Annotated in this window: 9 protein-coding genes and 1 pseudogene; 5 read left to right on the forward strand and 5 right to left on the reverse strand. The window is 70.2% G+C overall.

Features of this window, described 5'->3' with window-relative positions; genetic code table 11:
• Positions 1-9: 9 nt before the first annotated feature.
• From IPK71_17475 to IPK71_17485, 3 genes are read right to left on the reverse strand one after another with little or no spacing between them, the layout of a single operon-like run.
• Complete coding sequence (locus IPK71_17475; protein ID MBK8215526.1) at positions 10-1167, reverse strand: hypothetical protein; 1158 nt, start codon at positions 1165-1167, stop codon at positions 10-12.
• Positions 1164-2753, reverse strand: coding sequence for a serine/threonine protein kinase (locus tag IPK71_17480; GenBank protein ID MBK8215527.1), 1590 nt, complete (start codon positions 2751-2753; stop codon positions 1164-1166). The genes IPK71_17475 and IPK71_17480 overlap by 4 nt, the downstream gene beginning before the upstream one ends.
• A gap of 5 nt (positions 2754-2758) precedes the next feature.
• Positions 2759-3982, reverse strand: a complete 1224-nt coding sequence (locus IPK71_17485) for an MFS transporter (protein MBK8215528.1) — start codon at positions 3980-3982, stop codon at positions 2759-2761.
• A 222-nt stretch (positions 3983-4204) separates the two neighbouring features.
• Here IPK71_17485 and IPK71_17490 point away from each other — a divergent pair, with 222 nt between their 5' ends.
• From IPK71_17490 to IPK71_17500, 3 genes are read left to right on the forward strand one after another with little or no spacing between them, the layout of a single operon-like run.
• Positions 4205-5884 carry a hypothetical protein gene (locus IPK71_17490; GenBank protein MBK8215529.1) on the forward strand — a complete coding sequence of 560 codons (1680 nt, stop codon included), beginning with the start codon at positions 4205-4207 and terminating at the stop codon, positions 5882-5884.
• Positions 5881-6402: a hypothetical protein gene (locus IPK71_17495; GenBank protein ID MBK8215530.1), complete on the forward strand. Its 522-nt coding sequence runs from the start codon at positions 5881-5883 to the stop codon at positions 6400-6402. The genes IPK71_17490 and IPK71_17495 overlap by 4 nt, the downstream gene beginning before the upstream one ends.
• On the forward strand, positions 6399-7307 hold the full coding sequence (locus tag IPK71_17500) for an SUMF1/EgtB/PvdO family nonheme iron enzyme (GenBank protein ID MBK8215531.1): 909 nt from the start codon (positions 6399-6401) through the stop codon (positions 7305-7307). The genes IPK71_17495 and IPK71_17500 overlap by 4 nt, the downstream gene beginning before the upstream one ends.
• A gap of 18 nt (positions 7308-7325) precedes the next feature.
• Here the strand turns inward: IPK71_17500 and IPK71_17505 are convergent, their stop codons facing one another.
• Positions 7326-9743: a hypothetical protein gene (locus IPK71_17505; GenBank protein MBK8215532.1), complete on the reverse strand. Its 2418-nt coding sequence runs from the start codon at positions 9741-9743 to the stop codon at positions 7326-7328.
• Positions 9744-9934: 191 nt separating this feature from the next.
• Between IPK71_17505 and mdh the strand changes: the two are divergent.
• Both mdh and IPK71_17515 read left to right on the forward strand, forming a co-directional pair.
• Positions 9935-10878, forward strand: a pseudogene (gene mdh / locus IPK71_17510) (malate dehydrogenase).
• Positions 10879-11047: 169 nt separating this feature from the next.
• Positions 11048-11692 carry a hypothetical protein gene (locus tag IPK71_17515; GenBank protein ID MBK8215533.1) on the forward strand — a complete coding sequence of 215 codons (645 nt, stop codon included), beginning with the start codon at positions 11048-11050 and terminating at the stop codon, positions 11690-11692.
• Between the two features lie 173 nt (positions 11693-11865).
• Here the strand turns inward: IPK71_17515 and IPK71_17520 are convergent, their stop codons facing one another.
• Positions 11866-13416, reverse strand: a complete 1551-nt coding sequence (locus IPK71_17520; GenBank protein ID MBK8215534.1) for a hypothetical protein — start codon at positions 13414-13416, stop codon at positions 11866-11868.
• Between the last annotated feature and the right edge of the window lie 119 nt (positions 13417-13535).

Raw genomic sequence — 13535 nt, forward strand, 5'->3', positions numbered from 1 at the left:
CGTGTTCCGTCAAAAAAAGAGCACGGCCCCCGCCGCGGCCCTGCCCGAAAAGGGAGACGACGAGAAGACCTCGGCCCCGTTCACGGTGAGCCCGTAGGGCGTGAAGTGGCCGAGGCCGTCGAGGGTCCCGCGGATCGAGAGGCTCGGCGCGAGCGGCACGTCGAGAGAGGCGCCGAGGCCGGCCGCGGCGAACGCCGTGGACGACGAGCGTGGCAGCGACACGTCCCGCGACTCGGCGAAGACCGCCCCGAGCAGCACGAGCCCACACGCGGAGAGCGCGGGCCCTCCGCGTGAGCCGAGCGGAAGACGCGCACAAACCCTCGGCTCGGCGGCGACGAGCGTCGCTTGGACCGAGCCCCCTTGGCTCGACGAGGCCGTCATGGGGGCGTCGAAGCGCGCTCGAAGGGCGGCCATGAAGCGCGGCGAGGTCACCTCGAGCCCGACCTCGCCGCCGGGCGCCGCCGAAGGACCGACACCGAACGCCGCGTGCATCTCGGCCCCGAGCCCGAACCGGAACACCGGGGCAGGGGGCGACGCTCGCTCAGCGCGAGGGGGCGGGACCACGGCCGGCGGAGGGCGCGGGGGTGGCTCGGGCGCACGTGGGGGCTCGGGCTCGGGGTCACGTGGGGGCTCTGGCTCGGGCGCGTTCGGCGTCGTCGCGGGGGTCGGCGAGAGCACGCTCACCGGATCGATGGCGATGCTCATCGAGAGCGCCATGGCCGACGTGAGCTCGCCGCAGTCGCCTGCGCGGCTCTCGAGCGTCCGCGCTCCCCGCTCGACGCCGCTCGCGTCGACGAGCTTCACGTGCCCGTGAAATACGCCATTTTCGCGCGACACGTCGGCCGTGAGGGTCGTGTCGGCGACGACACGAAACGGATCGTACCCGAGCCGGCTCGCGACGGCCTGACGCATCGAGGCCTCGTCGGCGCACGACTCGGCCCCCGCGCCGCGCACGTAGACGAGCCTCGCCGTGGGGCTCGCGTGCACGGAGGGCGCGACGCCGAGCACCCCCGTGGCTGCGACCCACGCGGCGACCGTGCGCCACACGATGCTCCGCCGTGGACGTGGGCCGCGGCGCTGGGCGAGGGGAGGTGTCGGCGCGGGAAGCATGCGGCGGCGCGGGCGACGATAGCCGCGGAGGCGCGGCCGCGCGAAGAGCAATCTCACGGCGTCCTAGGCATGTCGAAGCGGCATTGGAGCTCGACCACGACCTCTTGGCCGTTCGGAGGGGCGTCGATGCTCGCCTCGCGCACGGCCTCGTCGACGCAGCGGTCGCGGTCGGCGCAGGCTGGATTTCCCCGTACCACGTTGGCCTCGGTCACCTGGCCGTTGCCGTAGATGCGCACGATGTAGGTGGCCTCGGGCGACGCGCAGCGCGCGGTGCACTCCTCGGCCATTTCGGCGAGCTGGCTCCCGAGGCCGCGAGCCTCTCGCTCCCCGAGAGCGGCGAACGTGCCGGCCTTTCCGTTCGCGAAGGGCGCCGAACGCGTCGCCTTGCAGTGCACGTCCTGCGTCTCGACGAGCTCCCGCCACGTCCCGTCCTCGGAGCCGGCGTCGTCGTGATTGGCACCCTCGTGGCCGGCGTCCGCGTGGGCCGTGCCTTCGTGGTCGGCCCCTCCGTGACCGCCGGGCGGAGCGGGAGGCGCCGCGCCGAGGTGCCACGCCAGCGCACCCGTCACGACGAGCGCCCCGAGGCCTCCGACGCCACCCAGCACTGCCACGCCCAAGGCAACCCAGACGGCCGTCGGAAGGCTCGCGCGTGCGGTCGAGGCGTGCGCCTCCGGGGCAAAGGCGCCTCCTTCGGCGCGCGGAGGCGGCGCTTCGGTCGAGGGGCGGCCATCGCCCGCGACGCTCGCCGCGAGCGCGGAGGGGAGGGACGATGCCGGCGTGGCGTGCCTGGTCGACCGGACCTGGCTCAGGCTATCGAGCGCAGCCCGCATCTCGCCCGCGTCCGCGAAGCGCGCCGCCGGATCCTTGCAGAGTGCACGGTCCAAGATCGCGACGAGGCGAGGGTCCGCGCCCGGCACGAACGTCGTCGGGGGCGTGTGCGGCCTCGTGGCGAGCCAGTCGAGCAGCTCCCCGAGGGACCGCGCGGCGAAGGGGAGGTGGCCCGTGAGCGCGTGGTAGAGCGTCGCGCCCGTAGAGAAGAGGTCGGCGCGATGGTCCACGTCCCGCCCCGCGCCCTGCTCGGGCGACATGTACGCCGGTGAGCCCATGAGCGCGCCGTGGGCCGTGAGCGGCGCGTCCCCGACCAGCTTGGCGACGCCGAAGTCGAGCACCTTCACCATCTCCGTGCCCCCGGCGAGGCGCGTGAGGAACACGTTGTCGGGTTTGACGTCGCGGTGAACGATGCGCGCGCGGTGGGCCGCGGCGAGCGCGTCGAGGAGCTGCACCCCGATGCGAGCGACCCGGCCGGCCTCGAGCCGCCCTTCCCGCGCGATCGCCTGCCTCAAAGACTCGCCCGACAAACGCTCCATGACCAAAAATGGAGGGTCGAAATCCGGCCTAAAATCCGTGACTTGGACGATGTTGGGGTGGCCGAGCGCGGCCGCCGAGCGCGCCTCTCGCCCGAACCTCTCGAGCGCCGCACGGGACTGCCCGCCGCGGGCCTTCAGCACCTTGATGGCGACCGGGCGCCCGAGCGCCACCTGCGTGCCCTCGTACACGGCCCCCATCGACCCTTCGCCCAGCAGCGCGCCGACGAGGTACGCGCCGCCCAACGTCGCACCCGAGAGGCCCCCCTCGTTCGCCATCGCGCTCAGACCTCGGCGCGCGTGGGCCGCCGCGCGGCGGGATCGTCCTTGGCGAACACCGTGGCGAAGACCGCGAACGCGAGCCACAAAAGCGAGAAGTGGAAGATCATGGTGCGGCCTCCGATGCGCTCGAACACCATGCCCGAGAGCGGCGGGCCGATCAGCATGCCGGCGGCGTAGAACGTGTTGTAGATGGCGTTGGCTCGGGCGATCTCGTGGCGCTTCGTGATGGCGCCCTGCAGCGCGAGGGAGACCGGCGAGATCGACGCGAGCGTAGCGCCCACCACGAACACCGTCGCGCACATGAGGGAAAATCGCGACAAGAACACGAAGCTCGCGACGCAGAGGAACCCGATCGCCGAGAGGTTCCGCATCACGGCGAGGTGACCGTACTTGTCCCCGAGCTTTCCGGCGACGTTCGAGAAGAGCAGCATGCCGAGCGCGAAGAACGCCGTGACGAGGATGGTGTCCTTCTCGGCGACCCCGCGCTCTTTCATCAAGTAGAGGGGCAAAAAGAGCACCGCGCTCGACTGGAAATACCCGTACGCGAACGTCGCGAAGAGCGAGGTCTTCGTCCGCCACGCGAGCGGCCTCTCCGTGTCGACCGAGAGCGGCGCCACGTCTCCCTTCGGCGTCTCTTCGCGCGGCTCGTCCTCGTGGCCGCCGATGCCTCCGTCGAGGCGCGTGGCGATGCCCGTCGCGACGAGCGCGATGATCCCCGCGAGCACGAAGGCCGCCTCGAACCGAAACGCAGCCACGATGGCCTTCGAGAGAATGGGCCCGATCACGTACCCGATGGCGAGCGACATCGCGTAGAGGCTCGTGACGAAGGCCTTGTTCTCCTTGCCCGCGCGCGCGAGCAGCACGGTCTCGCAGCTCACCCACACGCCGACCGAGAACGCCCCGTCGAAGAACCGCGCCGCCGAGACGGCCGCGAACGTCTTCAAGAAGGGGAAGGTCGACACGCACACGGCGTACCCGAGCAGGCAGGCCACGAGCGTTCCCTTCGCCGAGAAGCGCCGCAGGATGCGCCCCATCGGGAGCGACAAGAGGCAGATCCCGGACGCGAAGATGGCGGCGAGGCCCCCCATCGCGGCCTTCCCGAAGCCGTGGGCGTCGAGGAAGAGCGGGATGATGGCGATGGAGAGGCCGTAGGCGATGCCGACCGAGAAGATCGCTCCGTAGACGAGCCAGATGTTTTTGTCGCGGATGCGGGAGGTGAGGGACACGGGCGCCGCAGGATACGCGCGAACCCGGCCACCCGACGCGCACCTGCCGAAGAAAAGCGCTCCCTCGGGCCGGGTCGAGCGACCGAAGGTGGGAGCTTGGACTACATCATGCTCTCGGCGCCCGGGCACGAGCCGACGCGCCTGGGTGGTTCGTGTGATCCATGCCCTTTGGATCGCAAGTCACCAGGTGCGCCCCCGCGAAAGGAATGGCAAACTCGTCTCATGGCCTTCGCAAAGCTCGTCACGGGTCTCGCGTGCATCGCTTCGGTTTCCGCTCTCGTCGTCGCGTGTGGCGGCAGCGACACGCTCCCCCCTCTGGATGGGCTCGACGGCAGCGTCGATCCGAACAACGACCCGAACGGGACGGACAAAATCTGTCTCCTCAACAACTGCGACACGGATCGCCACTGCCAGGACTGCACCGGCGGTCGCACCGTCTGCAACCAGAAGGAGAACCGCTGCGTGGCCTGCGGGCCCGACGCCGGCGGGAAGACCTGCGGCGCAGGACAGACGTGCACGAAGTACGGCGACTGCGTCGGCGGGGGCGTGGCCTGCGCCGAGGACGTGAACGGCGTCCCCACCATCACGTGCAACGCCGACGCCGACTGCGCCGCGTGCGGACCGGCCTTCAAGGTGTGTGATCCCGCCGCCAAGAAGTGCGTCGGGTGCACGACCACGAACGTCACGAACTGCCAGTCGACCGACGTCTGCAAAGACAGCAAATGCCAAGCGGCCTGCCCCGACAGCTGCAAGACCGACGCGGACTGCAGCGAGTGCGGTGGCAAGAACGGCGCGCCCGCCAACAACGCCTGCAACCGCGGCGTGTGCGCGAAGTGCAGCGAGTCGAAGAAGTGCCCCGGCTCGAACGAGATCTGCAACGACGTCGGCGATTGCGAGAAGATCTGCGGCGTCGCCGGCAACCCCAACAAGTGCAAGGCCGACGCGGACTGCGCCGCCTGCCAGGGTGGCCTCACCAAGTGCACGGGTGTTCCCATCGGCGGCGGTCTCGGCACGTGCGCGGCCCCCGCGGCCGGCTGCGAGGACCTCGGCAAGGGCGTCTTCGTCCTCCCCGATCCCTTCAGCCGCGTGACCCAGGCATGCTCGACCGACGCGAACTGCGCCGGCGTGAAGGCCCAGCTCAACGTGGGCGCCCTCATCAAGAAGGCCACCGGCCTCAACGTCAAAGACGCGAACATCGACTACCCGATGAACGCCTGCGCCAACGTCGACATCCTCGACGGGAAGAAGTGCGGCGTCTGCGTGCCCTGCAAGAAGGACGCGGACTGCCAGGCGATCGATGTTCAGAAGTTCGCCGGTGACGCGTTCGGGCCGATCGGGAGCATCGCGGCCGCGCTCCTCCTCGACAAGGTGTTCGGCCCGACGGACCGCAAGGTCCACATGTACTGCCAGATGATCGCGGGCGGCTACGGCGCGTGTGTGCCCTGCCCGAGCTTCTTCCAGCGGTGCGGCGACGCGGCGGTCGCCGGCGAAGAGCCCGCGACGGCCTGCGACCACGACGTGTGCACGCTCGGCCCCGCGCTCGGCGCCACCTGCGAGCAAGGCTGCGCCGGCCGCGTCGGGATGAAAGATGCATTCTGCAACTCGAAGATGGGCTTCTGGGACCAGAAGTGCAAATCGCTCGTCGAGACCGAGTGCACGAACAAAACCTGCTTCCCCGACAGCTGCGCGTCCCCCAAGACGGCGGGCTGGTACTGCAGCGACAGCAACAAAAACGCGGGCTACCGCTGCGCCGGTGACGGCAGCGTGACCATCGCCGAGGGCCACTCCTGCGCGACGCAGCCCAACCCGACCTACTGCCACCGTCAAGACCCGGCCGACATCCGCTCGAAGGCGGTCCTCGACACGAACGGTCGTCCGCGCTGCTTCCCGACGGCCCAGTGAGGTCGCGGGTCGCGCGGGCTCTGTCCGTGCTCGGCACGGCGCTCTTCGCGTTCGCGGGGGGCGCCTGCCGCGACAAATCCTCGCCGTCCGAAGGGGCGACCCAGGGCGCGCCCTCGGCCGCTTCCTTCGTCGAAGTGCGTCCCAAGCCGTCCGAGGGGTCGCTCGCGGTGGTGCTCGGGAACCACGTCGAAAAAGCCAAGGCTCTCGGGTATTTACCCGTCGTGGAGCTCGGGGCGACGTGGTGCGGCCCCTGCCGTGAGCTCGAGGCGAGCATGAGCGACGCCCGCATGCAGGCCGCCTTCAAGGCGACCTACGTCGTCCACCTCGACGTCGACGCGTGGGGGGGCTCGCTCGGAGCCGTCGGGCTCGCCTCGCCGTCGATCCCCGTCTTCATCGTGCTCGACGAGAAGGGCCGCGGAACGAAGCGACGCATCGACGGGAGCGCGTGGGACGACAACGTGCCGGCGAACATGGCGCCGAAGCTCGACACGTTCTTTCACACGAAGGTCTCCCCGTGAAACGTGCGAGCGTCGGGCTCGCGGCGGCGCTCTCGTGCGTGGCCGGGGTCGCCCTCGGAGGGCCGACGCGTGAGCCTCCGGAGGCGAGCCGCGCGCAGGTCGCGAACGCCGTCGCCGTCGTGTCCTCGGTGCTCGCCCAAGCCGCGACGGGCCACGCCGCCTCGCAAGGATCCCTCGAAGAAGCCATCCGGCGCTACGTGCCCACCACGGTGCACGCCGTCGACGAAGGCACGATCCCCGCGAAAGGCTCGGGCACGTGCCCGGCGGACATGGCCAAGGTGGCGGGGGCGTACTGCGTCGATCGCTACGAGGGCTCGCTCGTCGAACGCCGCGCGGACGGCACGGAGGTCGAGGTTTCGCCGTACGGACCGCTCGCGCCGGGGCGTGTGCTCGTCGCGAGGAGCGTCGCGGGGGTCGTCCCGATGGGGTACGTGTCGGCGGCCGACGCGGAGGCTGCCTGCCGCAACGCGAAGAAGCGCCTCTGCTCACCGCTCGAGTGGCGCGTCGCCTGCGCGGGCTCGAAGGGCACGGCCTACCCGTACGGCCCGGCGCGGGCTCCCGGCAAATGCCACGACACCGGCAAGAGCCCGATGCTCACCTACCACGCGGACACCATGTCGCGCGGGTGGGGCATGACCGAGCTCAACGACCCGCGCGCCAACGCGCTCGAGGGCGGCCTCGACAAAACCGGCGCGAGCTCCGCCTGCGTGAACGACTACGGCCTCTTCGACATGGTCGGCAACCTCCACGAGTGGACGTCGGACCCGAACGGCACATTTCAGGGCGGCTACTGGCTCGACACGACGCTTCACGGCGAAGGGTGCGCCTACCGCACGGTGGCGCACGGCGTCACGTACCACGACTACTCGACCGGCTTTCGCTGCTGCGCCGACCTCACCCCTTGACCGGGACGATGGCGGAGCTCACCGCGCCCTGCGGCGTCGCGCGAGTGTCGACCCGACCGCGAGCGCGAGCACGACGGCCGCTCCGGCGCCACCCGAACGAGAGGACGAGGCGAGGTCGCAGGAGCACCCGCCACCGTCGCTCGAGCCGTCCGCGCCCGCCGCGCCGCCGTCCCCTCCGCCGGATCCAGAAGGCCCGCCGGGGCCGTTGGGCTCGGTGCTCCCCGGGGGCGCGTTCTGGAGCTCGACGCCCTTCTCCTCGGTGACCGTGCAGCCCGCCGACGCAGGCGCGACCCGAAAGACGAGCGGCTTGCCCGCGAGCGCCCCACCGGCCACGATCTTCACCGCGCACTTGCCGCCCTCGGCCGTCGTGGTCACGGTCGACTTGCCGTCGGTCTCGGGGGCATCGAACACGACGTGGCGTGCCTCGGCGTCGGCCGTCGCGACGTAGGCGAGCTCGGGGCCCGCCGCGCCGTCTTTCGCCGACGACGCGACCACCACCGTCCGCGAGCCCCTCACGACCTCGGCTCCGACGACGCCCGTGTTCTTTGCATCGACCTTGGTCACGTCGCTCACCGTGGCCGCGGCCTCTCCCGCCTTGAGCCCGTCGAAGACGGTCACGGCGAGCGCCGAGGGGCCGGGCACCTTGAACCGGTACTCGTCCACCGGGAAACGCGCGGCCGTGCAGTTGTTGTAAGGTGCACCGTTCTGGCACGTTCGGGAAACCTGCGTAATCTTTCGAACTTCTGGCGTCCCACCGCTCCGCGTGACCTGGTGGATGACGAGCTCGGAGCCACCGACCGTGCCCTTCGCGCCGTCGGCCGTCAGCGTGAGGGAGGCCGCGCTTCGGAAGCGGACGTTCATGCCGCGCGCGGCGGCGTCCGTGCGCGCGCGATCGATGACGACGATCTCGCCCGAAGGCACGAAGACGAAATCTCGCTTCGCGAAGGGCACGTCGGTCTTGTCTTGGTAGTCGCGGAACGCCATGGCGATGTCGGCCCGCGCGGCGACGACCCCCGATTCGAACCCTCGCGCCCAAGGCATGTCGGCGCGCCCGTAGTGGCCCTGCCCGGGGCGGTAGTCGGGCTCCACGGTCTGCGAGTCGACCGCGAGCGCGTTGCCCGTGAACGTCGAGAGCGAGCCGTACGGGCTCGGATCGGCGACGAGATCGTCTCCGCCGCGCGCGAGCACGAAGCTCGACGCGTTGAACTGTTGGTGGTCCGGCCCGAGGCGCGGCGCCGACGTAAACACGGTAAAATACGCGTCCGCGGCCCAGCTCGAGCGGGCGTAGAAGTTGCGAGTCCCCCGCGCGAACGTGAACGTCGGCGGCTTCTCGGAGACATAGTCGACGGGCGCGACCTTCCGCGTCTCGGCGATGGCCTCGCACATGAGGCACTCGTCGAGCTCGCCCGTCACCGGGTCGGCGAGCATGGCCGACGCGTGGGCCGCACGTTTCGCGTCGGCGCCGCCGAGGAGCGAGCCGAGCGCGGGCCTCCGTGTGATCGTGGCGTGCCGCGAGGCATCTCCCCAGTCGCCGCCCTCGTAGCCGCCCTTCGTGTCGGGGAAGAACGTGTGGCGATACAGCGGGACGACGTCGTCGAAGAACCTATCGACCTCCGGGAACGCCGCGCCGTGCTGCTTGGCCGCGCGCCACGCGAGCCCGTAGCCGACGAGGCTGAAGGGCGCGTACTCCCAGCCCTCGGGCCAATCGCCGTCGCGCAGGATGCCGCTTGCGCCGAGCCCTTTGTCTTTGATTTGTTTGCCGAAAATGTCGTCGACGGCCTGCGTCCAATACGTGGCCGCCGAGGGCTCTTCTCCGGCGAGCGCGAGGGCCGCGAACGTCTTCGCCGAGACGAACCCCGCGTGCATGTTGCTGCCGGGCATGTCCCGCAGGTACCCGTCGCGCGTGTGCTCGTCGATCCAGTACTTCCCGCGCGCGCGGGTCTTCGCGGCGTCGACCCCAGCCGTGCCCGCGAGCCAGTCGTAGAGGAGCGAAGCGAACCCGTGGTAGCGAATGGCGTACCCCGCGTCGCGCTTCGCCACCTCGTTGCCGCCGGCGCGATCGCCTATGGTCTCTTGGTCGTCGAGGAGCGCGTTCAAGTAGCGCACCCCTTGGGCCCTGTGCGCCTCGTTCCCCGTGATTTTGTAGGCCAGCGCGCACGCCGAGCCGTTGAACGCGAAGCCGTACCCCATGTGCACGCCGGACGCGTAACGCCCCGGGCTCGCGACGATCGCGTTGCAGTGGGCGACGGCCTTGGCGGCGGCCGAGCTCGGGTCCTGCGCCTTCGCCTTCAGCGCGGCGAGGGTCGGCGCGTCGAGCAAGATACGCGGATGCGGGCCCGTGGGCAGCGGCGGCGCGGCGGCGGCGCTCCCTTCGAGGCTCGCGAGGAGGCCCGACGCGGAGAGCAAGGAGAAGATCGAGGCAAGACGCGTTCGCATGGAAGCTCCGTACCGTCGCGAGGCGACGCTGGGACGAGCTTAGCGGAAAATGGGGCGTCGGCCCGCGCCGCACGGTTTGCGCGGGATCCGGCTCCCCGTGGCGTTCGCAAAAACGTGGGACCGAGCCGCCATGGTGGCTTTCGCCTCGGCCGCGGGTCGTGTAGAACCGCGGCCAAATTCGGAGGTTTCCCATGGCCAAGCGTAAGAAGATTTCTCTCATCGGGGCGGGCAACATCGGCGGCGAGCTCGCGCGGCTCTGCGCGAACACGCAGCTCGGCGACGTGGTCCTCTTCGACATCCCGGCCAAGGAGAATTTCGCCAAGGGCAAGGCGCTCGACCTCGAGCAGAACTCGAGCGTGCTCGGCTACGACGCCAGCATCACGGGCACCTCCAAGTGGGAGGACGTGGCCGGCTCCGACGTGCTCATCATCACCGCCGGCATCCCGCGCAAGCCCGGCCAGTCGCGCGACGACCTCGTCGCGACGAACCTCCCGATCATCCGCGACGTCGCGAACAACGCGAAGGAGCACTGCCCCGACGCGTTCGTCATCGTGATCTCGAACCCGCTCGACGCGATGGTCTACGAGTACATGAAGGTCACGGGCTGCTCGAAGAAGAAGATCGCGGGCATGGCCGGCGTCCTCGACTCGGCGCGCTTCCAGCTCTTCCTCGCCCGCGAGGCCGGCGTGAGCATCAAGGACGTGCGCGCGATGGTCCTCGGCGGCCACGGCGACGACATGGTCCCCGTGCTCTCGATGTGCACGATCAACGGCGTGCCCGTCACGCAGTTCATCGCGAAGGACAAGCTTGCCTCGATCGTCGAGCGCACCCGCAAGGGCGGCGGCGAGATCGTGAACCTCATGGGCACGAGCGCCTACTACGCCCCCGCGACGAGCGCGGTCGCCATGGCCGAGGCCTACCTCCTCGACCAGAAGCGCCTCCTCCCCGTCGCGCGTACCTCGAGGGCGAGTACGGCTACAAGGACCTCTTCATGGGCGTGCCCGCCATCATCGGCGGCGACGGCGTCGAGAAGATCGTCGAGATCCCCCTCACGGACGAAGAGAAGGGCATGCTCGCGAAGAGCGCTGCCTCGGTGCAGGGCATCGTCGACGTCGTGAAGAAGACCCCGGCCTGAGCTCTCCCCACGAAGACCCGGCCTCGTGAGGCTCCGGGTCGACCTCGAAGGGCGCACGAAGCCTCGTGTGCCCTTCGGTCTTTTGTGGGGAAATGTCGGCGTGTGTGGACCGAGCTCAACCTCGTTTTCTCGATTGCTCGCGAGGGGGACCTCTCGCATGCTGAGCGCGATGCGTCGCTCCACCTTCGTCGTGCTCTCGGCCTCGGCTCTCCTCTTTGCGTGCGGCGGCGCGACCGCCACCGATCTCTTCGGAGATCCCTCGCCGGCCGACTCGACGGCCCCCACCGCGACGACGCCCGGCACGACCCCGACGTCCACGAGCACGACGCCTCCCTCGCCCACGTTGCCCCCTCCGGGGCCGACGACGCCCCCGACGACGCCCCCGAAGGACGCGGGCGGCCCCCCACGCGACGCGAGCGTGCCCGACGCGGCCAAGCCCGACGCCTCGACCGGCGCGGGCATCGCGTGCGGCACCGTGGGCGCGTGCCCGCTCACCGACACGTGCTGCGCGCTCTACCAAGCGGCGAGCCAGACGTACCGCTACGAGTGCCGCGCCGGGAAGGTGACGTGCCCCGAGCCGTCGACCCAGATCGAGTGCGACAGCTCCGAGGACTGCCCCACCGGGGCGAAAATTTGCTGCGGCGACCGTGTGCAGATCGGCGGCGGCGGCTACTACGACAAGCTCGAGTGCAAGTCCTCGTGCGGCGGGAACGACATCACCTTCTGCAACCCCGCGTCTCCTGCGGCGAGCTGCGGCGCGCGCGCGTGTGTCGCCTCGACGCTCCTCCCGGGCTACTTCGCCTGTCAACAGTGAGGCTCGGTCGTGCGTGCATGATGCACACGTAAATCCGTGTGCTGTGCACGCGTGCGCGCGATACGGGCAGCTGCTCGTGCGATGCCGTCTCGGAAAAAGCCGAGCTCCGAAAACGAGAGAGGCGACCCGGGAGCTCCAGGTCGCCTCTCGTCATGTTCGGGGTCGAAGGCCGGTCAGTCGCGGCGGCGGCGGCGACCCATGGCCGCGACGACGACACCGAGGCCGACGAGCATGGTCGCGGTGCCGCCCGCGACGGAGCCCGACGACATCGAGCAGCCGCCCTCTTCCTCGGCCGGCGTCGGCGTGGGCTCGGGGGTGGGGGTCGGCGTGGGCGTCGGCGTGGGCGTCGTGGGCTCCGGGGTCGGCGTCGGGCCCGCGTCGGGGACGGGGTTCGACGGCTCGCACGTGCCGGGCTTGAGGTCGACCGAGGTGCACTTCTGCCCGTCGGGGCAGCCGTTGCCCGCCGCGTCGCCGCGGCAGCCGTCGGTGCACTTCAACGTCGACGCGAGGCAGATCTTGCCGCTCTTCTTGTCGCCGCAGTCGGCGTCCTGCTCGCAGTCGTCGGTGCAGCGCCCGGTGCCCACGTCGCAGCGCGGGGTCGCGCCGCCGCACTCGGCGTTCGTCGTGCACTTGCCGCACGCGCCGGCCTTGGCGCCGGTGGTGAAGCACGTCGGGTTCGCGGCGGGGCAGGCGGGCATCGTCGCCGAGCCGTTGTTGCCCGCACACGGCTTGCACTCCTTCAGCGTCGTCGAGCCCGCGATGAGCGTGCAGAAGGGCGAGGTCTCGGGGCACGCGCCCGCGCCGCCGTCACCGCCGAAGTCCGAGGTGCACGACGTCTTGCACGCGCCCTTCTCGGCGCCCGCGGTCTGGCACACGGGCCTGTCCGCCGGGCAAGCGATCGCCGGAGCCGCAGCCCCCGCGTTGCCCGTGCACGCCGCACACTTGGCGTTGTTCGTCGCATCGCCCGGCACGCACACCGGTGTGGTCCCAGTGCACGCCGTGTGAGGCGCCGTGGTCGCCGGGGGGGTCGCCGGACAAACGCCAGTCGTGAATCGAATGTCGTCGATGTCGAACGCGGGGTTGTCGGCCGAAGCGCAGGTCGCGCTTCCACAGTAATTGAAGAACTGCGTCTGCGCGAATCCCGCTTTCCCCTTGAACGAGTTCGCGACCCAGTGCCACTCGCCGTCTCGGACGATGTTGGTTACGGAAACTCCGTTGCAGGTTTCGGCGGCGCTCGGCGCTTCGGCGCTGGCGGCGAAGCAAAGGCCGGTGCGCTTGTCTCCGCCTGCGACGCCGGCCATTCCGGCGTTCGTGGGCGTAAAGTTGATGCCGAGGTAGGGTCGCGACCCCGGTTGGGCTCGGATCCACGCGCTCAAGCAGTAGTCGGTGCCGGCGGTGGAAGCGACGATGTTGGTGCCAGCGGCGTACTGATGCCCAGCGACGGCTACCCGCGTTTCCCGCGCGTAGCGGCCCGCGCAGGCTGCGCCGGCGCCCTCGTCCGCGATCGAGCTTCGAAGCACGATGTTGTCCTCCGGCGCACCCGGCACGATGTACGTGAGATTGCCGGTCGAACTCGTCGAAATCCACTTGCCGGCCTGGACGCCGTTCTCCCAGCTCTCGGCAAGCTGCGCCGAGGCGATGCTCGGGAGCGCGGCGAGCGCGGCCCCGCACAAAAGTCCGACCACGGTCGGCGACAGGCGATTCTTCAAGCTGAGGTTCTTCATGGCTCTCCACTCCGAAAGGCGTTTCGAAAGCAACCCGCGGCTCTCCTCCGAGCCACGTCACGACGCTTCAACGTAGCGTATCCCGAGAGGCCTACGCACACGGAAAACTCACGCAGCGC

It is taken from the genome of Myxococcales bacterium, from assembly GCA_016712525.1.
Taxonomy (GTDB): Bacteria; Myxococcota_A; Polyangia; order Polyangiales; family Polyangiaceae; genus JAAFHV01.

Coding starts and splice junctions, on each gene's coding strand:
- IPK71_17520 (MBK8215534.1), bottom strand. CDS start 13,416: ATGAAGAACCTCAGCTTGAAGAATCGCCTGTCGCCGACCGTGGTCGGA.
- IPK71_17490 (MBK8215529.1), top strand. CDS start 4,205: ATGGCCTTCGCAAAGCTCGTCACGGGTCTCGCGTGCATCGCTTCGGTT.
- IPK71_17515 (MBK8215533.1), top strand. CDS start 11,048: ATGCGTCGCTCCACCTTCGTCGTGCTCTCGGCCTCGGCTCTCCTCTTT.
- IPK71_17480 (MBK8215527.1), bottom strand. CDS start 2,753: ATGGCGAACGAGGGGGGCCTCTCGGGTGCGACGTTGGGCGGCGCGTAC.
- IPK71_17505 (MBK8215532.1), bottom strand. CDS start 9,743: ATGCGAACGCGTCTTGCCTCGATCTTCTCCTTGCTCTCCGCGTCGGGC.